Raw genomic sequence first — 24,685 nt, forward strand, 5'->3', positions numbered from 1 at the left:
AGTTTAGAGAAGCTCGGCGACGAGCGCTTTTTCTTCCTTCAATTCGTTGATGGTCAGATCAATTTTGCCTTGGCTGAACTCACTGACCGGCACTCCTTGGACGATTTCCCAAGTCGAGCCGTTCGAGCGAATCGGGAAGGAAGTCATCAAACCCGACTCCACGCCATAGCTGCCATCGGAGCAGATCGCGACCGAAAACCAGTCGCCCGCAGGAGTCGGAGTCGTGAGCGAACGCACGGTATCGACGACCGCATTCGCCGCCGAAGCCGCCGACGACGAGCCCCGCGCGGCGATGATGGCGGCCCCGCGTTTCTGCACGGTGGAAATGAAGTCGCCCTCCAGCCAGGCGCGATCCGAAATGACTTCCGTGGCTGGTTTGCCGCCGATTTTGGCGTTGGTAAAATCGGGATATTGCGTGGCCGAATGGTTGCCCCAGATCGCAACGTTAGTCACCTCCGTAACATCGACGCCCGCCTTCTGCGCAAGCTGCGATTTGGCGCGGTTTTCATCGAGCCGGGTCATGGCAAACCAGCGATCCTTTGGGATGGACGGAGCGTTGTTCATCGCGATCAGGCAATTCGTATTGCACGGATTTCCCACGACGAGAATGCGCACGTCGGACGCCGCATTGGCCGCGATGGCTTTTCCCTGACCGGTGAAAATCCCGCCGTTGATCGAGAGCAAATCCTTGCGCTCCATCCCCGCTTTGCGCGGAACGCTGCCGACGAGCAACGCCCAATTCACCCCGGCAAAACCCTCCGCGAGATCGGCTGTGGCGGTGATTTTTTTCAAGAGCGGAAACGCGCAATCGTCGAGTTCCATCACGACGCCGCTGAGGGGTCCGAGGCCGGGGGCGATTTCGATCAAACTCAACTCCACCGGCTGGTCGAGGCCGAACATGGAGCCCGATGCGATGCGAAAAAGAAGGGAGTAGCCGATCTGGCCGGCTGCGCCAGTGACGGCGACTTTGATGGGAGTTTTCATAGGATGGATGGGAAAGTAAAAGGGTCTAACGGGCTGAGCGCGGAGTGTCAATTCCAGGCTGCTCGGGAGGTGTCTCGCGCAAGGAGGAAGATTTCGACTCCGTGGATATGCGGTAGCGTTTGATGACGCGATACATTTCGTAAAGGTCGCCGAGTTCTTTCAAAGTTCGCTCAATTTTGGTCATTTTTTAGGTGCTCGATGTCCGCTTGGTCCAGGGCGGAGTTGCGGAAGGATTTCATCCAGATCAAATCCTTTTTGGAAGCAATGCTAACAACGCCATCAGCGGACTCTGCGGCGACGGCGTTTTTCAGTATGCTTCGATAACGTTCATCGTCACCGATCATCACGTCAACGATCATAAATTCCTCGCCTTCAAACTTGGTAAAGCGATGCAGTCGGATCCCAGAATCACTGAAGTTCCAAGGCAAGGATTTATCGGTGTAACCTGCCGCGTTTAGTATTTCTTTGATGCCTGCGTAGCTCTCGGAAGTTATGAGAATATCGATGTCTTTAGTGAAACGAATAAAGTCGTGAAAAGCCATCGCCACACCGCCAACCAAGGCATACTTAAATGGCGCGTCCTTTAGTTGCCTGAGAATCTTGGAAAACTCAAAAAAGACGTTCATAACAACCTAACTCCGCTGTGTTTCCTGGAGCATGTTAGACAGCACTTTGGTTTGCGGTCCCAGCACCGGATCGGACTTCCATTTTTCCACGGGGATCTCAATTCGATTGCTCCAATTCGAGGCAGAGATCGCGCCGGGGACGTTGAAGCGGGTGGTAAATCCAAACAGATCGGTGACCATGCAGATCGCCTGCCACGAGTTGGAGCGAAAGAGCGCTTCTAACATCGCGTTGTGGATCTCCGGGGAATATTCCGGCCAGCCGTGATCGGTGCCGAGGTTGCAATAACGCATCATGCGATGCATTTCCTGGCGGCTGTTTTCTGCGTCCGCATTATTCTCGCGAATGTTAGCACTCCAGCTTTCCCAGAGGGAGCGAATCGGCTCGTGGTCGTGCGTCGCGTAAGTGGCGACAGAGACGCGCTCGTAGTGTTCGCCCCGGGTAAATTCGCCATGCCAGTCGTGCTCCCATTGGGGAATTTTGAAGCCGGCGATGTTGAGCGATTGCAGGTTGGGACGAACGTAGTCGGGCACCGAGCCGAGATCCTCGCCAATCAAACGGAACTCGCCGGTTTCTTCTAACAACACGCGCAGCAACGCATCGCCCTCCTCACGGTTGGCGCGCTTGTTGTCATCGTTGTTGTCATCTCGCGGTTTGAAACCGGGAAGTCTTCCCCCGGTGCGACCCGCGGCCTCTTCATTCGACAGCGACAGAAACTCCGAATTTTCCACAGGGCGCCAGGGGAAAGCATAGATGCGATAACAACCTAACACGTGATCGATCCGGAACAGATCTAACAATTCTCTAACCATGCGCACGCGCTGCCGCCACCAGCGGAAATTATTCCCGCGCATCACGTCCCAGTTATAGAGCGGGATGCCCCAGTTCTGGCCCCACTTGGCGGTAAATGGATCGTCCTTGAAAAACGGCTCCGGCGGCGCGCCGCCCGACCAGTCGAGGTGAAACGACTCGCGGTCGGCCCAGACGTCGGCGCTGTAATAGCTAACACCGAAAGGCACATCGCCCATCAATGTGATGTCTTTCGACTCGCAGTAGGCGTGCAGCACTTTCCATTGGGAAAACGCGATCCATTGCACGTATTGGTAATAGCGGAGGCGCAGAAAAAAATCCTTCTGAGTGCGAGCTGTCAGGGTCTGCACCCAATCTTTGGCGGCGACGAGCGTGGTATGTTCCTGCGGCCAGGTGTTCCAGCGTTCGCTGCTGTTGCGATCCGCCAGCACGCGGAAAAAAGCGTAGTCCCCGAGCCAGGTGCGCTGTAGCTCGCAGAAGTTGGAAAACTCCAGCGCGCGCGGCGACTGCACTTTCTCCTCATGACTAACAAAGCGCGTGAACGCCTTGTTCAGCAGCGCGTGCTTCAACTTTTTGACTTCGGTGTAATTCACCGCGCCTTCCTTGAGTTCCTCCAGATCGAAATCCTTCAGCACCAGACTGTAAGCTGACTTGGTTAGATCGGGAATCGTCTGCGGACTCACCTCCAGCGTGGTGATGTCCAGCGCGACGGAACTGATCGCATTGTAGGGACTATTGTCGCCGCCCGTCTCGTTGATCGGTAAAATCTGCACGATGCGAAAGCCCGTTTCCGCGGCCCAGTCAACGAGGTCGCGCAGTGACGCCACGTCGCCGACGCCGAGATCGTTGGCGCTGCGCAGGGCAAAGACCGGTGCTAGTACTCCGGCGATTTTGTTTTCAGGATTGAGATGCATAAAGGTTAGAAGCCGACTTCCCAGGGTTCGAGAAGTTCCTCCGGAATTTCGCCGAGGAAACGCGAGGGACGCTGCCACATTTCGCCGTAACCCGCATTGAGCCTCATGCCGGGGTAGGTTAGATAAAGTTCATCTTTCGCGCGAGTGACCGCTACGTAGAAAAGGCGGCGTTCCTCCTCGATGTTTTCGAGGTTGTCGAGCGCGCGGCTGCTGGGAAACATGCCGTCGGTCATCCAGATGACGAAGACGGCCTGGTATTCGAGCCCTTTCGCCTGGTGAATAGACGACAGCGTGACCATTTCATCGTCGTCGGTTTCCTTTTTTCCGGTGTCGGAATCGGCCGTGCTAAGCAGGGCCAGTTGCGAGAGAAATTCCTCCGGGTCCTCGTATTGGCGGGAGAAATTCATCAGCGTGTTGATGTCCTCCCGACGCGCCTCGTAGTTGGGAAACTTCGACTGCAGGTACTCGTCGTAAACTGCCTCAAGAACGGTGTGGAGCATGTTGGCAGGCGTGCCGATTTTCCGCGCGGGTGCCATTTCCTCGATAGTGAAAACGAGTTGCTCGAAGGATTTTTTCGCCTTTGTCGGAACACTGCATTTTCCTAACATTGCACTGAAACTCGACTCTGGCTCCGCGCTGCTAACAATCGTCCACATTGCGTCGGCGCTGCGTCCGCCAATGCCGGGCAAAAGCTTGACCATGCGTTTGAAGGAGATTTCGTCACTCGGATTGACGACGAATTTTAGGAACGCACTCACGTCCTTGATGTGCGCCTGCTCGAAGAAACGCAGTCCGCTCGTGATCTGAAACGGGATGCCGCGTCGGGTGAATTCGAGTTGCACTTCCATGGAATGATAGTGCGCGCGGTAGAGGACGGCGATCTCGTTGAGGTCGATGCCTTCCTCGCGCAATTCCAGAATCCGCTGAGCGACAAACGACGCCTGCTGGTGGTTGTCCTCCAGTGGAACGATCGCCGGCTTCACGCCATGCGACTCGCGGGCCGATGTTAGTTCCTTACGGAACTGCCGCGTGTTAGGAGCGATCACGGCGTTGGCGACTTCCAGCACTTCGGGCACAGACCGGTAGTTGATCGCGATCTTGTAAACCTCCGCGCCGGGATAGCGCGTGGGAAATTCCAGAATATTGCGGAAGTCGGCTCCGCGCCAGGAGTAGATCGATTGCGCATCGTCGCCAACGACCATGACGCTTTTGTGGCGGGCTGCTAACAAATCAATGAAGTCGGCCTGGAGATGGTTCGTGTCCTGATATTCATCGACTAACAAATAGAGAAACCGCTTCTGATATTCCTCGGCCAGATCAGGATTTTCGCGGAGGACTTGCAGCGATTTCACGAGGAGATCATCGAAGTCCATCGAGTTGGCGGACTTCTTTCGCGCCTCATATTTTGATGCGACTCCGATCATTTGTGGGACGAGCTCGAGGAAATGCGGATGCCGCTCGGCGACCACGTCTTCGATGGGAGTTCCGGTGTTCAGCGAATAGGAAAGAATGTCTCCCAGCACCGCCGCTTTTGGGAAACGCGACTCTTTCGTGTCGATCCCGGAGCTGGCGATAGTGGCATCTAACAATTCCTCCTGATCGTCGCGATCCATGATCGAGAAGCCCGCGCGAAACCCGAGCAAATGCGCCGAGCGCCGCAGCAGCCGGTTGCCGATGGAATGAAACGTGCCGCCCCAGAGCTGCGAGATGTCGCCGGGGACGAGTTGCGAAACGCGCGTGACCATTTCCCGCGCGGCTTTGTTGGTAAAAGTCAGCAATAGAATGGAACTCGCCTCGACTCCATTATCGAGCAAGTAGGCCACGCGATAGGTCAGCGTGCGCGTCTTGCCCGAGCCGGCGCCAGCGATCACCAGCGCGGGGCCGGGCGCGGCGGTGACGGCGGCGTATTGCTGCGGATTCAGCTCCTTCTCGTAATCAATCCCCGACGCACTGCGAAATGCGGGACGTTGGAGAGTGTATTGCCGGGCCATTGCCTGTTTTCGCCGAGTTCGCCGAAAAGGGAAATCAGAAAACACTCTGATCCCTGCGGCGCGGCGGATTTGCAGTCACCGGGCCGGGGAGTATCTTGGCCACCGGCATGAAAAAACTCCCCGCCCTCCTTTTTCTCCTCGCGCTCACCATTTACGCACCGGCCGAGATGTCTGTCTTTCGCGAGCCCGGCGCGGCTTATCTGGCCGATCTTTTTACCAAACCCCTCAAGCTGAAGGTCCTTAAAACCGCCCCGATTTACTACGACGCCCCGATGACTCGCAGTCTCGGCGTGCTGCAACCGGGCCAGCTCGTCGAAGTGCAAGCCGTGCTGGAAGACAACCTCCGCGTCGTCGGCAAGGCGCGCCAGGGGCAAGTCGCTGGCTGGCTGCCCGCGTCGTATCTGGAACCGCTCGACCCGGATTTCCTCGTCAAAGTGAAGCAGGCCGCCGTGCGCAAGACGCAGATCGACGCGCTCATCGAGAAAAACGAGGTCGCCATGGGCATGACCGCCGACGAAGTCACCCGCAGCCTCGGCAAGCCGCCGAAAACCCGTCAGCGACAGGACGCCTCGGGCAGCAGCGAAGTCTGGGAATACATCCGCTACGAGCGCGTGCCGCAGCAGACCACCGGCTACGACTCCGCGGGGCGTTACGTGACCGCCACGATTTACGTGAAAGTCCCGAACGGTAAACTCATCGTCAGCTTCGAGAACGGACTCGTCAGCGCCGTCGAGCAAAGCGAAGGCACGCTCCAGCCCGGCAACAAAATCACCATCGTCGCCCCGCCGATCATCATTCGCTAGAGTCGCCTCTAACTCCGCTCACCCGACTCATACAGCCGGCTGTGTCGGACAAACGTGTAAAACGCCGTCGCCGCCGCGATCCAGAATCCGGGGAAGCCATCCAGAAAACCCCGGCGCAAGACATACGCCCGGAAAAATCGCCACCAAGGCCGCGTCACCGCCGCCGCCAGCGACCAGCGTTTCCCCCGAGCCCGGGCCTCCGCCGCGTGCTCGTCGCTGAAGCGATTCATCTTCCGCAGGTAATCCGCCATGTCGGCGAACGAATAATGATGCAAGTCGCCCGCCAGCCGCGCCACGGGGCCGGCCACCTCGATCTTGTCGTGACCGCCGCGTCCGGAAACCGTCGCCGCCACCCGCCGCACGAGGCGCAACTGACGATCCGGATACCAGTCGCCGTGCGTGATCCAGCGTCCGAGAAACCACGTTTTGCGGGCACAACTCGCGCCGACAGTCGTCTCTAACTCGGCTCTGGAAAAAAACTCCCCGATCGACTGCCCCAACTCCGGCGACAGTTCCTCGTCGCAGTCCAGACAGAGCGCCCACGGCTGCGCGGCTTGGGCCAATCCGAACCGACGCTGCTGCGCCATCCCCAGCCAGTCTTGGGAAATGACGCGCGCCCCGGCTGCGACCGCGATCTCCCGCGTGCGGTCGGTCGAGCCCGAGTCCACCACGAGGATTTCCGAGGCGAGGTCCGCCGCGCTGGCCAGCAGACGCGGAAGATTTCTCTCCTCGTTCCGGGCCAGAATAATGAGAGAGAGCGGCAGCGGCATGAGTCGGGTAGCATGGTTATCAGCCCCGCGCCTGACAAGTCGCTTCCGAAATGCGCGCATTCTGCCTAGGTTACGCGCATATCATGCGCACCCTCATTTGCCTCCTGCTCCTCCTCGTCCCCGGCCTCCTGCGCGCTGAGGAAAACCCTCCCGTCCTCGTCGCCACGCTCTCCACGATATTAACCGAAGTCGCCCAGCGCGTCGGCGGCGAACACGTCCGCGTCACCGGCCTCGTCCAGCCCGGCATCGACCCGCACGAATACGAGCCGAAGCCCGCCGACCTCGCCGTCCTCGCCGACGCCCAGCTCATCCTCGCCTCCGGCAAACACCTCGAGGGCTACCTCACCAAGCTCCACCACAGCTCCGGCTCCAGCGGCGTCCTCGTCTCCGTGGGCGACCGGTTTCCCTCCTTGAAAATGCGGCCCGACGACGGGGAAAAACACGGCGAGACGGACCCGAATGGCCTCATCGAAGACCCGCATTGGTGGAACAGCGTGGGCAACGTCCGGCTCGCCACCGACGTCGTTTGCGAGGAACTCATCAAAGTCGATCCCGCCCACGCCGCCGACTACCGCAAAAACGCCGAGACCTACTCCGCCAGCCTCGCCGACCTCCAGAAATGGGCCAAGATTAAGATCTCCGAGCTGCCCCGCGACCAGCGCCGGCTCGTGACCTCGCACGATGCGTTTCAGTATTTCGCGCAGGAATTTGGCTTCACCATTTACGCCATCGAGGGCCTCAGCACCGAGGACGAGCCCTCGAACCGCAAAGTCATCGCCACCATCGACCGCATCCGTCAGGAAGGGGTGAAGGCGGTCTTCGGCGAGTTTGGGAGCAACCCAAAAGTGCTCCAGGCCATCACCCGCGAGAGCGGAGCCAAAGTCGGCGGCGAGTTGTATCCCGACGGCCTCGCCCCCGGCGCCGCCTCCACCTACGAGGGCCTCATCAAACACAACATCACGACGATCGTCGATGGCTTGAAGTAGGCTCGCTCGCCATCGCCACATCCACAGCAGGAAACCCATGGCTCCGTGGGAGCCGAATATCTATAGGACCACCCCGGAAAAAGTTCGGGAGCGCCGTAGGTGCGACATCGGATGGCCTGCACCATGCAATGCCAGTCCCATGGACCTGATTCCATTGAAACTCGATTAGCCTAGATAGGCCGACCCTGACGGATCTATGTCGGCTTCAGCGGGCTGCCTACGAGACGTTCTTCTTGCCGAAAAACTTCTTGATGAAACTGAACAGCGCCACCGCACCCACGATCACAAACTTTTTCGCCGCCAGCAACGCCACCAGGATCACCTTAAACAGCCCCGCCTTCGCAGCGATCCCGCCCAGCACCAGCGCCCCGATGCCGTAGGCCGCCACCTTGTCCGTCGAAGGCGCGAAATCCGCGTAACGATGGCCCTGGCTGAAGTTTACCATGCTCAAAATCTGCGGCGTCTGCCGCTCGATCTCGGGCAATTGATCCATCGAAGCGACGCAGTTCAACGACAGCACCCCGCGCCGACCCAGCACGCGAATGTCGTAATTCAGCGTCTCCATTTCGCTGTCGCCAAACTTCAATTTCTTCGCCCAATACAGCTTCTTCGCCGCCGCATCGTAGCGCGGTGGAGCTGCCCAGCCCACGAGTGAGATCGCCGGATAACCCTCCTTCACGCGCTCCTTACTGGCCTCTTCGGTGCCCTTTTGCATGTCCTTCAAGAGGTCGTCATAATTGATCTTCGCTGCGTCGTCGTCCTTCACATAACCGTCCTCGACGTAGCTAATGAGCACCGCCCACGAGTCGCGCGACATGAGATCGACCTCGGCTGGCACGAGCATCCCGAGCGTCTTGTCGCCGGGCGGATTGCCCCACAATTTCTCCAGCACCTTGGCCGCGTCGTCGGCATTCAGGTAGCGAAACGTGGCGGGCACCTTCAATTGCGCCATGCCGCCGCTGAGGGAGACGTCGCCCTGCTGGAAATGCAGGCTGTCGATCAGCGCCGTGGCCGCTTTTTCGCGTTCGCCCGGAGGCTCCGGAGTCGGCTGGGCCGGCAGCGGCACGATGGAAAAAAGGGCGAGCAGGCCGAGGAGCAGGAGTGATTTCATCAGGAGGCAGAGATCGAGCCGACGCACGCAGATTGATCTCCCCGCGCGCCAGAACCAGAGCGGTGATAGGGAGTTCCGAGACTATCTCCAAGCTAAAATAGGCGATTCCCTGCCGTTTTGACGTCCCCCTCCCCCCTGTCTGCGGTTGCTTGCCGTCTCCTTTTGGATGACTGGGACCTCCTCGCCGCTCACTCGGGCCTCCTCCCGGCATCTTGGGGCCTGCTTCCAGCATCTTGGGGCATCCTCCTGGCACCTTGGGGGTATCCTCCTGGGACGTTGGGACATCCTCTTGGCATCTTGCACCATCCTCTTGGCATCTTGGAGTATCCTCCTGGCATTCAGACGGCCTTAATGTGCCACGAGGATACGTTAATTAGGCGCGAGGAGGCCGCAGGGGCGTTCGCCGATACGGATGCAACTCAACTGTGGGCGTCCAGTTCGCCGAGGATCGACTCCAACTCGGCCCGCAGCACGTCCACCAGCAGCGGGTCCATGTATTCGTAGTCATCGGGGATGTCGAGGTTGTGCATGCGGGGCCATTTCTCCAAATCGGGGAAGCGTGCGCGGAGGCGGGACTCGTATTTGCGCTCCATCACGCAGACGAGATCGGCCCATTGCAGGTCGGCTTGGGAGACGCGGCGCGGGCTGCTCTCACTCGTGCCTCCAGAGCGGACTGAAACTCGCTTGTCGCCACGAAAAATGGCCTCAGCCGTGGGGCTGCGGCGGCGATTGCGCCCGCAGACGAATAAGAGGTTCACTAGGGAAAAGTTGCACCACGAAGGCGCGAAGACACGAAGGAAATGAGGCGCTGCCTGCGTGAACGCCGGGAAATGAACCATCACGGCACTCAAGGGAGAAGAAAAATGCAGTGGATGATTCGAGCGGAATGGCTCCGTGGGAGCCCGATATTTATAGAAAAGCCGACCCGTAGAGAGATGAGCGCCGTAGGTGCGGCACGGGTATTTTCCAACGCTGGGTCTGGCCGATGCCGGTCCTACGGACCTTATGCCTCCCCAAAATCTGACGAGTGCTATAGATATGCCGACCCTCTGGGTCTGGGCTGGCAGGTATTTCTTTTCTCCTCTGGCGTCTTGGCGGTTAATCCCATTCCCCGCAGTCTGAGTTAGCCGGTGATGAGGCGGTAGCCAATGCCGGGTTCGGTTTTGATGAGTCGGATGGAACTCGGCTCGGGCTCCAATTTGTTGCGGAGGTGGTTGATGTAAACGCGCAGGTATTGGGCCTGGCCGCCGGCTTTGTCGCCCCAGACTTGGGTGAGGAGTTGTTTCTGGGTGACGATTTTCCCGGCGTGTTGCGCAAGGGTGCGGAGGACGGCGTATTCGGTGGCGGTGAGGCTGATTTCCGCTCCATCCAGATGAACGAGGTGCGCGGCGTAGTCGATCTGGAGCGGGCCGAGGGTGAAGGTGGACGACTTTTCGGGGTTGGCGGCGCGGCGCTGGATGACTCGTAGGCGGGCGAGCAGCTCGGCGGTGTTGAAGGGTTTGGTAACGTAGTCGTCGGCGCCGAGGTCGAGGGCGCGCACTTTGTCGTCGAAGGCGTCCTGCACGGAGAGGATGAGGACGGGGACGGGGGTCCATTCGCGCAGGCGCTGGAGGACGTCGAAGCCGGTGATGTCGGGCAGGCCGAGGTCGAGGAGGACGACGTCGGGCCGGTGATGGACGACGGCGCGAAGTCCGTCGGTGCCGGTCTCGGCGTCGAAGACTTGATACGAGTCGGACTCCAATGCGAGCCGAAGGAGGCGGCGCATCTGGATTTCGTCGTCGATAACGACTGCGATGGGGCCGGGCTTCATGAGAAGACAGGATGAACCACAAAGAACGCAGAGAACACAGAGAATTTCAAGATGAGGCACCGTCTTGCTGGCTGGAAATCCATCTTCCTTTTGTGCTCTTTGCGTTCTTTGCGGTTACTCAATCCTGCAAATGGCTCTGAATTTCCACGGGGAGGGCGATGCGGAAGCGGGTGCCGGTGGTGGGGGCGCTTTGCACGGTGATTTTGCCGCCGTGCGCTTCGACAAGGCCGCGCACGATGGACATGCCGAGTCCGAGGCCGCCGGAGGGGACGCCTGCGCCGCGATAGAATTTCCGGAAAACGTGGTCGGGGTCGGCCATGTCGAGTCCGGGTCCGTCGTCCTCCACGCGCAGGATGAGTTCGTTGCCGCTGGCGGTGGGGCGAACGACGGCGCTGAGGATGATGCGCGTATGCGCCGGGGTGTAGAGGGCGGCGTTGGTGAGGAGGTTGGCGAGGCATTGCTCGATGAGCGGGAAATCGAGGCGCACCATCGGGGTGTCGGGGGCGAGTTCGATCTGAACCTTGTGCTGGGCGAGCCGGGTTTCGAGATGCTCCAGGGCGGAGTCGAGCAACTCGCGGAGTTCGCCCCATTCCTTGTGCGGCTGGAGCAGGCCGCTCTCGATGCGGGTCATGTCGAGGAGGTTGTTCACGACTCGGGTGAGGCGTTGCGCTCCGAGTCCGATCTCGCTCAGAGCGGCGTCGCGGCTGATGGGAGAAATGCCGGGTTGCATGGCCATCTCGGCGGCGCTGGAGATGGCGGCGAGCGGGGTTTTTAATTCGTGCGAGACGCTGTCGAGGAGGGTTTTGCGCAGCCGCTCGGACTCGGCCAGTATCTTCGATTGATGGGCCAGCGTGGCGAGGTTTTCCTGTTCGATGGAGACGGCGATCTGGGTGGAAAAGGTGAGGAGCATTTCCATTTCGTCGAGCTCGAGCGACTGGGCCTGGAGGGGGCGCAACGCCATGACGCCGATGGTGTGGCCGGCGGTTTGCAGGGGCACAAAGGTCTGCTCGGCCTGGCCCAGGGTGTTGGTGAAACGTCCGGCGGGTTTGCCGTTCTGATACGCCCACGACGCGACGGCTTCCTCGTTTTCGCTCAGGCCGAACGGGTTCGGGTAGGTGGTGAAAGTGTTGTCGTCGTTCGGCAGCAGGAAACTGGTCTGTACGGAAAACAAGGCGTCGATCTGTTTCGCAGCGGCCGCGAGGGCGACATCGATGCTGGTGGCGCTGGCGAGGGATTTGAGGAGCTGGTTGACGGCGGTCGTTTTATTTTCCCGGCGACGCTCGGCGGCCTCGCGTTCGCGCAACCGGCTGGTGACGCTGCCCATGATGACGGCGACGACGATGAACATGGCGAGCATGAGCCCGTCCTCGAGCTGGCTGACGGAAAAGGTGAAGATCGGCGGGATGAAAAAGATGTCCCAGCAGAGTGCGCTCAGACACGCCGCAGCGACGACCGGCCCACGGCGAAAGCGCAGCGCGAGCAGGACGACGGCGAGCAGGTAAATGAGCGAGACGGTGTCGTAACCCGCGACGCCGACGATGAACCAGCCGATGACGGTAAGCACGCCGATGGTGCCGAACGTCCAGGCGTATTCGGCCCACGGAATGGGCTGCGGCTCGACTTTGATAGGAATGGAACCCGCCTTGTTTTCATTGCGAACGATGTAGATGTCGATGTCGCCGCTGGTGCGAATGAGCTGGTCCACGAGCGACCCGCCGCGCAGGAAATCGAGCACGGAATGGCGCGCCGGCTTGCCGACAACGATCTGGGTGACCTTGTGCTGACGCGCCGTGCGCAGGAGCGTCTCGGGGATGTTTTCGCCGGTGGTGAGGATGACTTCCGCGCCGAGTTCGCGGGCCAGCGCGAGGTTTTTCTGAACGGAGTTCTTGGCCGTCTCGCCGAGCGCCTGCGTGGGATCGACATAGACCGCGATCCATGATGCATTCGACGCGGCGGCCACCCGGCGGGTCCAGCGAATGAGGGTCGCGGAGGACGGACTCGGGCCGACGGCGACGAGGAGCCGCTCGCCCGCGCGGGCGGGTCCGCCGATCTGCGTGGCATGCTGGAGGCCGCGGAGTTTGCGATCGACGGTTTCCGCCGTGTAGCGGAGGGCCATTTCGCGAAGCGCGACGAGGTTGCCTTCCTTGAAAAAATTCTGCGTGGCAGCAGCAGCGCGGTCGCCGAGATAGACTTTGCCGTCGGCGAGCCGCTTGAGGAGTTGCTCCGGTGTGAGATCGACTAACTCGATTTCATCCGCCTGATCGAGAATGGAGTCGGGCACCGTTTCGTGCACGGGCGCGCCGGTGATTTGCCGTACGAGATCGACGCGGCTCTCGATGTGCTGGACGTTGAGCGTGCTATAAACATTGATGCCAGCGTCGAGGAGTTCGAGCACGTCCTGGCAGCGCTTCGGGTGGCGCGAACCGGGAACGTTGGTGTGCGCAAGCTCGTCCACGAGGACGATGTTAGGATGCGCCGCGAGGATGCCGTCGAGGTCCATTTCCTCCATCTGGACGTCGCGATAGGAAAGGCGCTGGCGCGGTTGCAGTGGGAGGTTTTCTAGCAGCGCCAGCGTTTCGACGCGACCGTGATGCTCGACCACACCGACGAGGACTTTCACTCCCGCCGCCTGCCGCGCGTGACCCGCCTGGAGCATGGCGTAGGTTTTTCCGACGCCGGGACACATCCCGAGATAGATTTTCAGCTTGCCCCGGCGCGAGCGTTCCTCACCGGCACGAATGCTGGCGAGGAGTTCATCGGGATCGGGGCGCTCAGGATCACTCACAGCTCCTGATAGCTTTCCAGAAGCCGGAACAAACACAATTGAAAGCTTTTTCTCAGAAAGTGGCTCAACGCTTTTGGAGTTAGATAATGATCACTACAGAGTCCGCAACTTTTCTTTGTAGTTGTTCTGCTAGCGGAAGTTTCCAAGTCAGCGAAAGCCGGGAGCGTAAAGAGCGTCCGGTCACAAAGTAACGAATGTTCATGGCCTTGGAGATTCTAACCAAGGCTTGAAGAACATCGCCATTTTCTACAATCACTGTCGCCCCCAATTTTCGCGCATGAGCCAAATCGGCCTCGGGAACCGGATGACGGGTGGCAGCCGTCCGGTAATGCAGAGTGAGCTGCTGCCGCACATGCACCACCACAAAAGTGCAGTGGAAATGCTCCGCAAGGCCCGCGCTCCGCTCTAGTAGATTCCGTGAGTTGGGACTCCGACTGGAGATTGCAAGCATCAGGTTGCCAGAGCCTTCCGCCGACGGCTGCACAATGCTAGTGACCTGACTCATAAATTCTTTTTTTGAGCAACCGCGCGCATTTCTTGGTCATGCGAACCAGCGGCGCACCATAGATCCACCAGTAGAGAGGAAGCGTGAGTGCGCAGCCTGCCGTTATTAGAACAGCGAGGACTCCTTGCAAGATTTGCACAGACTATGACGGCGAAGTTCAAACAACTTTAAAATATTAGTTTCTCGGGGGCGTCTCACATTTGGTCAACGGCGAGGTTAAGCTCTAAAACATTCACCCGTGGATCTCCGAAAATGCCAAACTGCGGCCGCTCGATCCGAGCCTCGACTAACATCGTGAGCTTCTCCATTTGATTGGCATCGTAATGGCGCGCGGCAGCGACGCGGGCGATTTGATAACGGGCCGCCTCGGGCGAAATGTGCGGGTCGAGTCCGCTGCCGGACGCGTAGAGCAGATCGGGGGGAATGTTAGTTCCATTGCCCAAAGCCTCGCGCCGGGCGGCGACGGCATCGGCGAGCGATTTGCTGAGGATGCCCTGATTGCTGGCACCCGAGGAGACAGTGGCGTAATCGCCCGCCGACGGACGCGGCCAGAAGTATTTCGCGTCGGTCGTTTTCTGCGCGAGCAGACTGGAGCCGACGAGTTTTCCGTTGAGCACGATCAGACTCCCATCGGCGTTTTTGGTGAAGATCGACTCGGAGAGAAGGGTCATCGCCACGGGATAAACGATGCCGGTAAGGATGGATAGAACCAGGAAGACGCGCAGGGCGGTGAGGATGTTTTTCATAGGAGTTAGACGAGGTGAGTGGCGACGAGAATGAGATCGATCAGCTTGATTCCAGCAAAGGGTGCTAACAATCCGCCGAGGCCGTAGATGAAGAGGTTGCGCTGGAGAATGGAGGCCGCGCCGAGCGCTTTGTAAGCGACGCCGCGCAGAGCCAGCGGGATGAGCGCGACGATAATGAGCGCGTTGAAAATCACCGCGCTGAGGATGGCGCTCTCCGACGAGTGGAGTTGCATAATATTCAGCGCCGCGAGCGGGCCGGGTTTGCCTGCGACGGCGTAGAGGCCGACGAACATCGCGGGCAGAATGGCGAAGTATTTTGCGACGTCATTCGCTATGCTGAATGTGGTGAGTGCGCCACGAGTCATGAGGAGTTGCTTCCCAATCTCGACGATCTCGATGAGCTTCGTCGGATTACTATCGAGGTCCACCATGTTGCCAGCCTCGCGGGCGGCTTGCGTGCCGGTGTTCATCGCGACGCCGACATCGGCCTGGGCGAGCGCCGGTGCATCGTTAGTACCATCACCAGCCATTGCGACTAACTTGCCGGCGGCTTGTTCCTCTCGAATGCGGGCGAGCTTCTGCTCCGGCGTGGCCTGGGCCATGAAATCATCGACGCCCGCCTCGGCTGCAATCGCGGCGGCGGTGAGCGGATTGTCGCCCGTGACCATGACCGTGCGGATGCCCATTTTGCGCAATTGCTGGAAGCGTTCCTGGATGCCGCCCTTGACCATGTCCTTGAGTTTCACCACGCCCAAAATGCGGTTTCCCTCGCTGACGACGAGCGGAGTTCCACCCGACTTGGCGACGTCATCGACCGCGGTGGCGACTGCGGACGGATAGACGCCGCCGTTGTTCTCGACGTGTTTCCTAACCTCGGCGGAAGCACCTTTGCGCAGCGCGCGGACGATTTTTCCATGGCCGTCGTGCAGATCGACGCCGCTCATGCGTGTCTCGGCGGTGAAGGGAATAAACTGACCGATGATTTCCGTGGCGTGGATGGCGCGCAGGTTAAATTTCTCTTTCGCTAGTACCACGATGGAGCGTCCCTCGGGAGTCTCGTCAGCAAGCGAGGAATATTGCGCTGCCTCGGCGAGCTGCTGCTCGGTAACACCGGGAGCCGGATACAAATCGGAGGCCATGCGATTGCCTAACGTGATGGTGCCCGTTTTATCTAACAAAAGAACGTCCACATCGCCTGCCGCCTCGACGGCGCGACCGCTCATGGAAAGAACATTGCGACGCATCAAGCGGTCGATGCCACTGATTCCAATGGCACTCAAAAGTCCGCCAATGGTTGTGGGAATGAGGCAGACTAACAATGAGACCAGGACGGGGATGCTAACATTCACCATGTTGGTCTGGCCTGCGGCTTTTTCGCTGTAGTGCGCGAAGCTGGGCAGCGTGAAGACGGCGAAAAGAAAGACGACCGTGAGGCTGACCAGCAAAATGCCGAGTGCGATTTCATTGGGAGTCTTTTGACGTTCCGCGCCTTCTACCAGCGAGATCATGCGGTCCAGAAACGACTCGCCGGGTTCCGAGGTGATCCGAATGAGAATGCGGTCGCTGAGGACTTTGGTTCCACCCGTGACAGCGCTGCGGTCGCCGCCGCTTTCGCGAATCACCGGGGCAGATTCGCCGGTAATGGCCGATTCATCCACGCTGGCGATGCCCTCGATGACGTCTCCATCGGAGGGAATGATGTCGCCCATTTCACAGACGACGGTGTCGCCTTTGCGCAGCTCGGCGGACGGCACCTGGATCTCTTTTCCAGAGGTAATTTTGCGAGCAATCGTCTTCGTCCGCATCTTGCGTAACGTGTCGGCCTGGGCCTTGCCGCGACCTTCCGCCATGGCCTCAGCGAAGTTGGCAAAGAGGACGGTGAACCAGAGCCAGACCGCTATCTGGATGTTAAACGAGGTCGGCGTTTTGGTTAGGAGTGCGGTGGTTAGGATGGCGCCGATGAAGACGACAAACATGACGGGATTTTTCCACTGCACACGCGGGTCGAGCTTCTTGAAGCTCTCGACGATGGCTGGAATGATGAGTTTTTGGTCGAACATGAGAGTTGGATTGGAATGTTAGAAGGTTCTGCCGCTGGCCATCAGGAAATGCTCGATGACCGGCCCGAGGCATAGCACGGGAAAGAAGGTGAGCGCGCCGACGATGACGATGACGCCGATAAGCAAAATGACGAACGTGCCGCCCGTGGTCGGGAAGGTGCCCGCAGAGAATGGCGCGGTCTTTTTTTGTGCCAGCGATCCGGCGATGGCGAGCGCGGGAATGATGACGATGAAGCGCCCGACAAACATACAGATGGCGAGCGCGTAGTTATACCACGGCGTGTTCACTGTGAGTCCGCCGAACGCACTTCCATTGTTATTGGCGGCGGAGGCGAAGGCGTAGAGAACCTCGGTTAAACCATGCGCACCCTGGTTGCCCAGACTGGAGGTGCCGTAGTCGTGGACCAATGAAATCGCGGAGCCGACTAACACAAAGGCGCACGGCGCGATGATGGCGAAAATGGCGAGCCGCACCTCGCGGGCCTCGATTTTTTTCCCGAGATATTCCGGCGTTCGTCCGACCATTAGACCCGCGATGAAGACGGTCACGATGACGTGCATCAGGATGGTGTAAACGCCCGTGCCGATGCCGCCGAAGACGCATTCGCCGAGGAGAATGTTAGTCACCGCCACCAGTCCCGCCAGCGGAGAAAGACTGTCGTGCATGGCGTTGACCGAGCCATTGGAGGCGTCGGTGGTGGCCGTGGCCCAGAGGACGCTGTTCATGATGCCGAAGCGTGTTTCCTTGCCTTCCATCATGGGATGCGGCGCAGCGACTTCCGCCCACCAGGCAATGCCGAGACCGACGAGAAACAGAGCCATCATGGCCAGATAAATCGAGCGGCCCTGCTTTGGATTGCCGACGAATTTCCCGTAGGTGAAACAGCACGCGGCGGGCAGTGCGAGAATGGCCAGCATCTCGAGGAAGTTAGAAAACGGCGTCGGATTTTCGAAGGGATGCGCACTGTTAACACCGAAGAAGCCGCCGCCGTTGGTTCCTAGCTGTTTGATCGCAATCTGCGACGCGGCGGGTCCGAGCGGAATCACCTGGGTCGTGCCGCTGAGGGTGGTCGCCTCGGCGTAAGGTTTGAAGGTTTGCACCACACCCTCGCCGACTAACACGACGGTGAAAAGGATCGCGAGCGGCAGTAAAATGTAGAGCGTCGAGCGCACCAGATCGGCCCAGAAGTTGCCGAGGTTGCCGGTGTTTTTGCGAGCCAGACCACGGGCCATCGCGACCATCACACCGAGCCCGACGGCAGCGGAGAGAAAATTCTGCACGCCGAGCCCACCCATCTGCGTGAGATAACTCAAAGTCGCCTCACCAGAGTAAGCCTGCCAGTTGGTGTTGGTCACGAAGCTCACCGCCGTGTTCAGCGCGAGGGCAAAGGGGACGTTCGGCATCTTCGCCGGATTAAGCGGCAGACCGGCTTGGAAAAGTTGCAGCAGGAGAACGACGGCGATTCCTAACAAATTGAAAAGCATCAGGGCCCAGGTGTATTGCTTCCAATTCATCTCCTCATCGAGCGTGATGCCGGAGAGTTTGTAGATGAGCCGCTCGACCGGGCCGAGAATGGAGGTTAGGAAATTTCGCTCACCCGCCAGAACCTTCGCCATGAAACTTCCCAGAACGGGAGCGAGGCTGATCAGCGCGATCAGGTAGAGGAAACATTGGACGAGTTCGATGGACTTCATGCCACCAGAATGCGCCCTAACTCGAGTTCTAACTAATAAAGAGAAACGCCGCGCTCGTAAAAAAAACGTAAACGCGTACTAGCACTCTACATGTCGAGGCTTTGCCCGATGCCTTTGCTGGCTTTCAAGCCGCGGAGTTTGCCGTGGATGAAGGCGTCGAGGTCGCCATCCATGACGGCTTGCACGTTGCTGGTTTCGACGCCGGTGCGGTGATCCTTCACCATCTGATACGGCTGAAAGACGTAGCTGCGGATTTGATTTCCCCAGGCGACGTCGCCTTTTTCGCCGTATTGGCGGTCGATGTCGGCGCGCTTTTTGTCGGCTTCGATTTGGAGGAGCTTGGCCTTCAGCATTTTCATCGCAGTCATCCGGTTTTTGAGCTGGCTGCGCTCGGCCTGACAGGCGACGACGATGCCGCTGGGGATGTGTGTGATGCGCACCGCCGTCTCGACTTTGTTAACATTCTGCCCGCCTTTGCCGCCGGAGCGGAAAGTATCTAGCTTGATGTCGCGGTCGTCGATTTCGATCGGCACGTCGTCGGGAATTTCCGGCACAGCATCGAGGCTGGCGAAACTGGTGTGGCGGCGCTTGTTGGAATCAAATGGAGAAATCCTAACCAAGCGATGTACGCCGCGCTCAGTCTGGAGATAACCGTAGGCGTTCGGGCCTTCTATTTTCAAGGTGACCGACTTGATGCCAGCTTCATCGCCCTCCTGGATATCGACGATGGATTGGGTGAATCCGCTGCGTTCGCACCAGCGCTGATACATGCGCATGAGCATGTCGGCCCAGTCGCAGGATTCGGTGCCGCCGGCTCCAGAGTGAATGGTGACGAAGGCGTTGGATCCATCAAATTCGCCGGACAAAAGCTGGAGCAACTCAAACTCCTCCAGCGCAGTGACAATGCTATCGTGCTCGGTCTGGACTTCCTGATACGCGGCGGAATCCTGCTCCTCGTCGGCGAGTTCCTTAAGCAGGGTTAGATCTCCCAGACGCGACTCCAGCTTCTGCAGCGGCAGCAATTTGGCGCGCAGCTTGGAGACTTCCTCCACTTGAGTTTGAGCCTGATCTTTGTTGTTCCAAAAATCGGAGGAGGACATGCGGTCCTCCAGCTCGGCGAGACGGGTTTCTAGTCGGGGAACGTCAAAGGTACCTCCGCAACTCGCCCACACGGATGAGGAGTTCGTCAGTGCGGAGGTTGAGGTCGTCGGCAGTCATGTTAGGAAATGTTAGATACGAGTTAGGGCGTGGTCTTCACCGCCGAGGTTGGCGTGGCGCTAGTGTTGGTGGAATCGAAACGAAAGATCGTCTCGCCCGGTTTCATCAGTTCCAGTTTGTCGCGGGCGATGAGGCCGAGATACTCGGGGTCGTTACGCAGGCGGGCGACTTCGCGAAGGTTTTTCTGATTGAGGATTTGCGCGGCTTCCACGTCGGCCTTGATCTTGGCGAGGGCGGTTTTTTGTTCCGCCCGCGCCTTCAAGGCCGGGTAGAAGCAGGCCAGCATTCCGATAATGAAAAGCACCACGAGCAATCCGATGATGACCCGGTTGAGGACTTGGAGATAACTCCGGTCCTTGCGACGCTTAAATTCAGGAAATCCGATGGCCTCGCTCAATGGTGAAAAAACTCCTCAGCGCATCTTACCGCCATAAATGGCGTTGTCACCTAGTTCTTCCTCGATGCGGAGGAGCTGGTTGTACTTGGCCACGCGGTCGGTGCGGCAGAGCGAGCCGGTCTTGATCTGGCCCGCATTCGTCGCGACGGCGATGTCGGCGATAGTGGTGTCCTCGGTCTCGCCGGAGCGATGGCTGATGACGGCGGTGTAGCGGTTTTCCTTGGCGAGCTCGATGGCGTCGAGCGTCTCGGTGAGGGTGCCGATTTGGTTGACCTTCACGAGGATGGAGTTGGCCACGCCCTGGTCGATGCCCTTTTGGAGGAACTCGACATTCGTGACAAACAAATCGTCGCCGACGAGCTGCGTCGTGGAGCCCATTGCGTCGGTGAGCGTCTTCCAGCCAGCCCAATCGTTTTCGGCGCAGCCGTCTTCGATGGAGATGATCGGATATTTTGCCTGCAACTCTTTGTAATAAGAAACTAACTCCGCCGCAGTCCGCTTCGAGCCGTCGGATTTCTTGAAAATGTAGAGTCCGCTTTCCTTGTCGAAAAATTCACTGGAAGCCGCATCGAGGCCGAAGAAAATCTCCTCGCCCAGCTTGTAGCCAGCCTTTTCGATGGCCTGGGAAATGGTCGCCAGCGCGTCGTCGGCGTCGTTGAATTTCGGAGCGAAACCGCCTTCATCACCGATGGCCGTGGCGAGTCCGCGATCTTTCAGGATGCTCTTGAGCGCGTGGAAAATCTCCGTGCCATAGCGCAATGCCTCGCGAAACGTCGGCGCGCCCTTCGGAATGATCATGAATTCCTGGAAATCAATCGGCGCATCGGAGTGCGCACCGCCATTGATGATGTTCATCATCGGCACGGGCAACACCTTGGCGTTTGGCCCGCCGAGATATTTGAAAAGCGGGATGCCCTGCTGCGAGGCAGCGGCGTGGGCAGTGGCGAGGGAAACGGCGAGCAGCGCATTGGCACCGAGAGCCGATTTATTCTTCGTGCCGTCGAGGGCGATCATTGTTTTATCGACGGTGACTTGATCGAAGGCGTCGATGCCGACGAGTTCCTCGGCGATCTGCTTTTCGATTGCCGCGACAGCCTTGGTCACGCCTTTGCCGCCGTAGCGGGCTTTCACGCCATCGCGGAGTTCCCAGGCTTCGTGTTCGCCAGTGCTGGCACCGCTCGGAACGGCAGCGCGTCCGACAGCTCCGCCGGAAAGTTCGACGTCGGCTTCGACGGTGGGGTTGCCACGGGAATCAAGGATTTCACGGGCGCGGATATCAGCAATGGCAGAGATGGACATGTTTTTTGGTGTTTTTTGGTTTTTTGAAAAAATGAGGAGTCAGGTTGTAATCGCAGGACCGATGAGGTCAATCTTGTTCGTTATTTCACCGAGAGCGGGCCGGTGTAGGGGGTGATTTTTTCGATGCGGACTTGTTTGGTGCCGCGTTCGGTGGGCAGGGAAACCGTTTCGCCGACGCCGTGGCCGATCAGACCCTGAGCGATGGAGGTGAGGTAGGAGATAACATTGGAAGTCGGCTCGCTGTCCCACGCACCGAGGATGGTGAAGGTCTCGCGCTCGGAGGTGGCGGTGTCGGTGATTTCCACGACTGTGCCGATGGAGACGCGGCTCGTGTCGGGATTTTCAAAGCTCGTGCCGCGGGAGAGGCCGAGCATGTGCTCGATCTCGGCTTTGCGGCGCTGGAGGACGGTTTGCTGGTCCTTGGCGGCCTTGTATTCGAAGTTCTCGCGCAAATCGCCGTGCTCGCGGGCGGCACTGATTTCCTTCACGTTCTCGGGGATTTTCTTGGTCAGCAGGTCCTCGTATTCCTCTTTGCGCTTCTCGAGGCTGGTCCAGGAAACGATGAGTTGCTCCTCCTTTTCGGTCACGTCGCCGGAGAGCATCGTTTGCAACTCGGGATGCGCCTTGATGACGCGGGCGAGCAACGAGCGCTTCGTCAGTTCCTCGAAGACATTGGTCATCATCAGTTTGCGCATGACGTCGCGGGCGTCGTGCGAATTCGCGCCCTCGACCATGTCGGAAACGAGCTCGCGATCTTCCATCAGGAGATCCTGCAAACGGGTGGCTTTGATTTCGCTCTGCTGATTGCGTTCGATCGCGGAAATGATCGCGGTGAAGAGCCCGGTCTTCGTGTAATCGGGATATTTCTTGCGCTCCTTGGCCAGCCAGATCAGGCCGTCGGAGGAAATGGAATGCTCGCGAATGCCCTTGTCCAGAGCGCGCTCTAACTCGCCTGTGTTTCCCTGTTCTTCGAGGAGGCGGGCGACTTCGCCGGCAATGCGGGTGTTGGCGCGTTGCAGGAGGCGGGTGACTTTTTCGATCCAGCGATCGGGGAACGCCTTCGGAAACGCGGCGAGCACTTTGCGCTGGCGGGCGGCGCCGATGTTGGGCAGCACTTCATTCAAGCGGCCCTCCTCGTCGGCGAGCATTTTTTCGAGGGTTAGATTGCTCTGGGAGACGGCGAGCGAAAGATAGGTGGCGGTGATCTCGTCGCGGGCAATGAGGAGTTCCATCGCGTCGGCGGTGTTCAATTTCTGATTTTGCGCGGCGATGGTGCCGAGGGCGGTGACAACCGGTTTGAGTTTGTCGAGTTCCGGGCCGAAGAGAGCGAGATTCTTGACGATCTGATCGGCGGCGGCGAGTTGATCGCGGGTCTGGCGAGCAGTTTGGAAGGTGGCAATCAATTCATCCGTCCGAGACAACGCGTTCTCCCGGAGCAGGATCGGCTCAGTCCGCTTGGCGGGAATGGCGATGAGTCCGCCAGTCTTCGCGGTCTTTTTTGCGGCGTCCCACCATTTTTTGAAACCGGCCTCGGTCATGAGATCTGGCACGATCAATTTCGTGAGCTGATCGACCGTTAATTTATTGTCGTGATCGGCCAGAATCATCCGCAGAAGCTCCGCGGGCTCGCTGCTGGCGAGGACTTTGAGCTGGTCGGCTCCGGTCGCTTTTTTAACGAGGAAATGATCCGGCGGCACTGCGGCCAGAGTTTCCGCAGCGTATTGAAACTGCATCGGGTGCGCTTTTTTCGACTGGAAATTGATAATGACCTGACCCACGAGGTCGTTCCAGGATTCGATCTGGCCGAAGCCCCAGCTTTTGTGGAGGACCCACGTTCCGGGAGTGAGATTTTCCATTTTCTCGCCATGTTGGGAGTTGAGTTGACCGGCATCGACGAGTTTCTGAATTTCTGGCAGCATAAATAGTTAGGGACAGGAAGGTTAGGGACACCACACGGCGAGGCAAAGGAAAAACGTCAGATGTGATGCGAGTTGCATTCGACTCAGTTTTTCCCGGGGAGGGATTGCGCGCCCTCCCTCCATGCAGCATCCTGCCGCGATGCCTCATCCAACTGCCGACGCCATTCCCCCGGTCCGCCTCCGGGTGTCGGCTAGTTTTCGCGAGTTGCTGGCGCATTCCCAAGGGCGGCAGATGACCATCCATGAGCTGGAGAAATTTCTTCGCGCCGAGGGCTTTCTGGTCTTTCTCCTGATGCTGGGACTTCCATTTATATTGCCGGTGCCCCTGCCCGTCTCGACTCCATTTGGACTGGCGATTATTTTGATCAGCAGTGCCATCGCACTCGGGCGCGAGCCGTGGCTGCCGGCGTTCATCCGCCAGCGCCACATCCAGGATCGGTTCCTCGCAAAAATCCTCAAAGGCGTGATCCGCGTGATGGTTTTCCTGGAGAAATTTACCCGGCCCCGGCTGAATTTCATGTCGCATCGGCTGGTTCTCGCCGCCGTCGCCTGGGGCATCGCTTACGGCGGGCTCATGCTCTGCCTGCCGCTGCCGGTGCCGGGGACGAATTGCCTGCCGGCGCTCTCGATCATCTTTTTTTCCGCCGGGTTGATCGAGAAGGACGGCGTCTTTGTTTTGCTCGGCCTGCTCTTTTCGATTTTGGCGACGGCTTATCTCGCTTTCACTTTCCTGATGGGCCGAAACGCGTTGCAATGGATATGGAACGCAGTTTTCTAAGGATTTCCACAAAACTTCTGTTGCGCAGAAACGTAAATCATCGGTATACCTAACTTTATGAAATTATTCATCTGCTCCCTCCTCCTCGTGGCTAGTTTCGGCATGGCCCGCGCCGACATTCAAGATCCTCCCGGCAAAAAGTATGATGGCCGCCGCAAGTTTGACCGTGGTGTGGCTAATATTCTCTACGGCACCGCGGAACTTCCGCACACTATATGCGTCGTAAACAATGAGGAAGGCAACTCGGCTGCCTTCAGTGTCGGCATTCTCTCTGGTCTGCGCCGCTCTGCCCAACGCATGGGAGTGGGAGTGTTTGAAGTGCTCACGCATCCTTTCCCGCTGAATCGCGGCACCTATAAGCCCTACTTGAAGAGCCCGACGCGTAACCATAATGGCACTTTCGGGGAATTCCCGCCTGAGCTGGGCTTCGAATCCTCCTACGGCTACGCCCGTCATTAAACCCTCCATTATCTCTCTGCA

General features: G+C 58.9%; 21 protein-coding genes. 4 read left to right on the top strand and 17 right to left on the bottom strand.

The features are described from left to right. Positions 1–3: 3 nt before the first annotated feature. From ABIT76_10155 to ABIT76_10170, 4 genes are all read right to left on the bottom strand, one after another. The gene (locus tag ABIT76_10155) at positions 4–984 is read right to left on the bottom strand and encodes a malate dehydrogenase (GenBank protein ID MEO7933508.1); all 981 of its coding nucleotides are present in this window, start codon (positions 982–984) and stop codon (positions 4–6) included. 170 nt (positions 985–1,154) lie between these two features. After that, entirely contained in the window at positions 1,155–1,610 is a 456-nt protein-coding gene (locus ABIT76_10160) for a hypothetical protein (protein MEO7933509.1), read from the bottom strand. Positions 1,611–1,616: 6 nt separating this feature from the next. Then, positions 1,617–3,332, bottom strand: coding sequence for a 4-alpha-glucanotransferase (locus ABIT76_10165; protein MEO7933510.1), 1,716 nt, complete (start codon positions 3,330–3,332; stop codon positions 1,617–1,619). Between the two features lie 5 nt (positions 3,333–3,337). Then, positions 3,338–5,323 (bottom strand): ATP-dependent helicase, encoded by a 1,986-nt coding sequence (locus tag ABIT76_10170; protein ID MEO7933511.1) that lies wholly within the window; start codon positions 5,321–5,323, stop codon positions 3,338–3,340. A gap of 107 nt (positions 5,324–5,430) precedes the next feature. Here ABIT76_10170 and ABIT76_10175 point away from each other — a divergent pair, with 107 nt between their 5' ends. Beyond that, entirely contained in the window at positions 5,431–6,126 is a 696-nt protein-coding gene (locus ABIT76_10175; GenBank protein MEO7933512.1) for a hypothetical protein, read from the top strand. An 8-nt stretch (positions 6,127–6,134) separates the two neighbouring features. Here the strand turns inward: ABIT76_10175 and ABIT76_10180 are convergent, their stop codons facing one another. After that, complete coding sequence (locus ABIT76_10180; protein ID MEO7933513.1) at positions 6,135–6,896, bottom strand: glycosyltransferase family 2 protein; 762 nt, start codon at positions 6,894–6,896, stop codon at positions 6,135–6,137. 83 nt (positions 6,897–6,979) lie between these two features. Between ABIT76_10180 and ABIT76_10185 the strand changes: the two genes are divergently transcribed. Beyond that, on the top strand, positions 6,980–7,882 hold the full coding sequence (locus ABIT76_10185) for a metal ABC transporter substrate-binding protein (protein ID MEO7933514.1): 903 nt from the start codon (positions 6,980–6,982) through the stop codon (positions 7,880–7,882). A 217-nt stretch (positions 7,883–8,099) separates the two neighbouring features. On the opposite strand, the gene ABIT76_10190 is transcribed toward ABIT76_10185, so the two are convergent. The 12 genes from ABIT76_10190 to ABIT76_10245 form a co-directional block, all read right to left on the bottom strand. Continuing rightward, positions 8,100–8,993: a DUF2167 domain-containing protein gene (locus ABIT76_10190; GenBank protein MEO7933515.1), complete on the bottom strand. Its 894-nt coding sequence runs from the start codon at positions 8,991–8,993 to the stop codon at positions 8,100–8,102. A gap of 419 nt (positions 8,994–9,412) precedes the next feature. Further along, positions 9,413–9,751, bottom strand: a complete 339-nt coding sequence (locus ABIT76_10195) for a phosphotyrosine protein phosphatase (GenBank protein MEO7933516.1) — start codon at positions 9,749–9,751, stop codon at positions 9,413–9,415. Positions 9,752–10,116: 365 nt separating this feature from the next. Next, a complete protein-coding gene (locus tag ABIT76_10200; protein ID MEO7933517.1) occupies positions 10,117–10,803 on the bottom strand; it encodes a response regulator transcription factor in 687 nt (228 codons plus the stop codon). Positions 10,804–10,921: 118 nt separating this feature from the next. Next, positions 10,922–13,588, bottom strand: coding sequence for a sensor histidine kinase KdpD (locus tag ABIT76_10205; protein ID MEO7933518.1), 2,667 nt, complete (start codon positions 13,586–13,588; stop codon positions 10,922–10,924). A 79-nt stretch (positions 13,589–13,667) separates the two neighbouring features. Further along, a complete protein-coding gene (locus ABIT76_10210; protein ID MEO7933519.1) occupies positions 13,668–14,093 on the bottom strand; it encodes a hypothetical protein in 426 nt (141 codons plus the stop codon). 194 nt (positions 14,094–14,287) lie between these two features. After that, positions 14,288–14,839, bottom strand: coding sequence for a potassium-transporting ATPase subunit KdpC (gene kdpC / locus ABIT76_10215; protein ID MEO7933520.1), 552 nt, complete (start codon positions 14,837–14,839; stop codon positions 14,288–14,290). Between the two features lie 5 nt (positions 14,840–14,844). After that, positions 14,845–16,899, bottom strand: a complete 2,055-nt coding sequence (gene kdpB / locus ABIT76_10220) for a potassium-transporting ATPase subunit KdpB (GenBank protein MEO7933521.1) — start codon at positions 16,897–16,899, stop codon at positions 14,845–14,847. Positions 16,900–16,917: 18 nt separating this feature from the next. Further along, the gene (kdpA, locus tag ABIT76_10225) at positions 16,918–18,594 is read right to left on the bottom strand and encodes a potassium-transporting ATPase subunit KdpA (protein MEO7933522.1); all 1,677 of its coding nucleotides are present in this window, start codon (positions 18,592–18,594) and stop codon (positions 16,918–16,920) included. Between the two features lie 86 nt (positions 18,595–18,680). Beyond that, positions 18,681–19,812, bottom strand: a protein-coding gene (gene prfB / locus ABIT76_10230) for a peptide chain release factor 2 (GenBank protein ID MEO7933523.1) whose coding sequence is annotated in 2 segments (ribosomal slippage) — positions 18,681–19,739 and positions 19,741–19,812 — 1,131 coding nt in all. Because the reading frame shifts where the segments join, the coding sequence is not laid out codon by codon here. A gap of 22 nt (positions 19,813–19,834) precedes the next feature. After that, positions 19,835–20,209 carry a septum formation initiator family protein gene (locus tag ABIT76_10235; GenBank protein ID MEO7933524.1) on the bottom strand — a complete coding sequence of 125 codons (375 nt, stop codon included), beginning with the start codon at positions 20,207–20,209 and terminating at the stop codon, positions 19,835–19,837. 15 nt (positions 20,210–20,224) lie between these two features. Beyond that, positions 20,225–21,508: a phosphopyruvate hydratase gene (gene eno / locus ABIT76_10240; protein MEO7933525.1), complete on the bottom strand. Its 1,284-nt coding sequence runs from the start codon at positions 21,506–21,508 to the stop codon at positions 20,225–20,227. A gap of 80 nt (positions 21,509–21,588) precedes the next feature. Continuing rightward, positions 21,589–23,427, bottom strand: a complete 1,839-nt coding sequence (locus ABIT76_10245; protein ID MEO7933526.1) for a GreA/GreB family elongation factor — start codon at positions 23,425–23,427, stop codon at positions 21,589–21,591. Between the two features lie 139 nt (positions 23,428–23,566). Between ABIT76_10245 and ABIT76_10250 the strand changes: the two genes are divergently transcribed. Both ABIT76_10250 and ABIT76_10255 read left to right on the top strand, forming a co-directional pair. Continuing rightward, complete coding sequence (locus ABIT76_10250) at positions 23,567–24,205, top strand: exopolysaccharide biosynthesis protein (protein ID MEO7933527.1); 639 nt, start codon at positions 23,567–23,569, stop codon at positions 24,203–24,205. A gap of 57 nt (positions 24,206–24,262) precedes the next feature. After that, entirely contained in the window at positions 24,263–24,664 is a 402-nt protein-coding gene (locus tag ABIT76_10255; protein ID MEO7933528.1) for an exosortase system-associated protein, TIGR04073 family, read from the top strand. Positions 24,665–24,685: the final 21 nt, after the last annotated feature.

Source organism: Chthoniobacterales bacterium (assembly GCA_039930045.1).
Classification (GTDB): Bacteria; Verrucomicrobiota; Verrucomicrobiia; order Chthoniobacterales; family DASVRZ01; genus DASVRZ01.

Excerpts from the sequence above, each read along its gene's own strand:
- ABIT76_10155 (MEO7933508.1), bottom strand. The coding sequence starts at position 984 with ATGAAAACTCCCATCAAAGTCGCCGTCACTGGCGCAGCCGGCCAGATC.
- ABIT76_10160 (MEO7933509.1), bottom strand. The coding sequence starts at position 1,610 with ATGAACGTCTTTTTTGAGTTTTCCAAGATTCTCAGGCAACTAAAGGAC.
- ABIT76_10165 (MEO7933510.1), bottom strand. The coding sequence starts at position 3,332 with ATGCATCTCAATCCTGAAAACAAAATCGCCGGAGTACTAGCACCGGTC.
- ABIT76_10170 (MEO7933511.1), bottom strand. The coding sequence starts at position 5,323 with ATGGCCCGGCAATACACTCTCCAACGTCCCGCATTTCGCAGTGCGTCG.
- ABIT76_10175 (MEO7933512.1), top strand. The coding sequence starts at position 5,431 with ATGAAAAAACTCCCCGCCCTCCTTTTTCTCCTCGCGCTCACCATTTAC.
- ABIT76_10180 (MEO7933513.1), bottom strand. The coding sequence starts at position 6,896 with ATGCCGCTGCCGCTCTCTCTCATTATTCTGGCCCGGAACGAGGAGAGA.
- ABIT76_10185 (MEO7933514.1), top strand. The coding sequence starts at position 6,980 with ATGCGCACCCTCATTTGCCTCCTGCTCCTCCTCGTCCCCGGCCTCCTG.
- ABIT76_10190 (MEO7933515.1), bottom strand. The coding sequence starts at position 8,993 with ATGAAATCACTCCTGCTCCTCGGCCTGCTCGCCCTTTTTTCCATCGTG.
- ABIT76_10200 (MEO7933517.1), bottom strand. The coding sequence starts at position 10,803 with ATGAAGCCCGGCCCCATCGCAGTCGTTATCGACGACGAAATCCAGATG.
- ABIT76_10210 (MEO7933519.1), bottom strand. The coding sequence starts at position 14,093 with ATGAGTCAGGTCACTAGCATTGTGCAGCCGTCGGCGGAAGGCTCTGGC.
- kdpC (MEO7933520.1), bottom strand. The coding sequence starts at position 14,839 with ATGAAAAACATCCTCACCGCCCTGCGCGTCTTCCTGGTTCTATCCATC.
- kdpB (MEO7933521.1), bottom strand. The coding sequence starts at position 16,899 with ATGTTCGACCAAAAACTCATCATTCCAGCCATCGTCGAGAGCTTCAAG.
- kdpA (MEO7933522.1), bottom strand. The coding sequence starts at position 18,594 with ATGAAGTCCATCGAACTCGTCCAATGTTTCCTCTACCTGATCGCGCTG.
- eno (MEO7933525.1), bottom strand. The coding sequence starts at position 21,508 with ATGTCCATCTCTGCCATTGCTGATATCCGCGCCCGTGAAATCCTTGAT.
- ABIT76_10245 (MEO7933526.1), bottom strand. The coding sequence starts at position 23,427 with ATGCTGCCAGAAATTCAGAAACTCGTCGATGCCGGTCAACTCAACTCC.
- ABIT76_10250 (MEO7933527.1), top strand. The coding sequence starts at position 23,567 with ATGCCTCATCCAACTGCCGACGCCATTCCCCCGGTCCGCCTCCGGGTG.
- ABIT76_10255 (MEO7933528.1), top strand. The coding sequence starts at position 24,263 with ATGAAATTATTCATCTGCTCCCTCCTCCTCGTGGCTAGTTTCGGCATG.